At 77.8% G+C, this 1,442-nt stretch carries 1 protein-coding gene; it reads left to right on the plus strand.

Features of this window, described 5'->3' with window-relative positions:
* Positions 1-895 precede the first annotated feature (895 nt).
* Positions 896-1,442 (plus strand): protein phosphatase 2C domain-containing protein (locus AXW62_RS42095; protein WP_306305087.1); only part of this gene is annotated, 547 nt, incomplete at its 3' end.

The raw sequence follows: 1,442 nt of genomic DNA on the forward strand, positions 1-1,442 counted from the left end.
TCACAGACCGGCCGCAGGTGCCCTCTGGGAGCCGCGGGCGGGGGATCAGGGCGGTGCCGCACCGGGCTCGGACGCCGACGCGGGAGGTGGCCCGCAGGGGTGGCGATCTCCCGACGGCGAGGGGCCCGGTGCCGCACCGCCCTCCCAGGACCGCGCGGCGGGGTCCGGTGTCGTGCCGTCGCGTACGGAGCCGGGTGTTCCGTGGGCTGACTCGGGTTCGGGGGTCACGTCGGGTGGTGCGGGTTCGGGGGCCGCGTCGGGTGGTGCGGGTTCGGGGGCGGCATCGGGTGGCGTGGGCTCGGGGACTGCTTCAGGCGCGGCGGGGTCCGGTGTCGCGTCGTCGCGTACGGAGCCGGGTGTTCCGTCGGGTGGTGCGGGTTCGGGGGCCACGCCGGGTGGCGCGGACCCGAGGACCGCACTGGAGGGCGCGGACTCGAAGACTACGCCGGGCGGAGCGGACCGGGGTGCCGTATCGGGCCGCATGGGCCCGGGGGGCACGCGGGGCCGTGATGGTGGGCGGGATGGTGCGCAGCGCGGTGCGGACCCGGAGGCCGTAGCGGGCCGCACGGAACCGGGCGCCGCGCCGGGCCGCGCGGCGTCCCCGGCACCGGCGTCGGCAACACCCCCACCGCCGCCGAGGCCTGCAACACCGCCACCGAGCCCACCACCGCCACCGAGGCCGGCAACACCGCCGCCGCCCTCAGCGCCACCGACGTCCCCGCGCGATGCCGGGCCGCCCGCAGCACCGCGCCGCACCCCCCAAGCCGACCCCTCCCGGCCCTGGCGGTCCGCGGCGGCCGGATACGTCGGCGACGGGCCGCCCACGTACGAGGCCGAACCGACCACGCTTCCCGTCGCCGACCCCGAGGATCTCCGGGACCTGGTCCCCGACACCGTGCTGGAGGGCGCCCGCTACGGCACGCTGACGCTCCGGGCCGCCTCGATGCGCGGCGACTCGGCCCGTTACCGGGGCGAGCCGCGCCGGGACGCGCTGCTCGCGGCGCGGTTCGGGACCGGGGACAGCGCCCTCATCCTGGTGGCCGTGGCGAGCGGACAGCGGGCGGCTCCGGGGACGCACCGGGCGGCGCGTGAGCTGTGCGAGTGGATCGCCGAGGCGGTCGGCCGCAATCGCGCCCGGCTGACGGAGGACGTCCACACCGCCAACCGCGGCGCGCTCGTCTCCGGACTGCACCGGCTCACCGACCGTGCCTACGGACGGCTGCGCGCCGACGCGACCGAACGCGGCCTCGCTCCCGCCGACTACACCGCGTCGGTGCGCTGTCTGCTGCTCCCCGCGCACCCGGCCTGCCGTACGCGGGTGTTCTTCGGCATGGGCGACGGCGGCCTGTTCCGGCTGCGTGACGGCGTCTGGCAGGACCTGGAACCGGCCGAAACCGAGCCGGAGCCCGCCCCCACATCTGCCCCCGCGTCCGCCTTTACTC

The organism is Streptomyces hygroscopicus subsp. hygroscopicus (assembly GCF_001553455.1).
GTDB classification, from domain to species: domain Bacteria; phylum Actinomycetota; class Actinomycetes; order Streptomycetales; family Streptomycetaceae; genus Streptomyces; species Streptomyces hygroscopicus.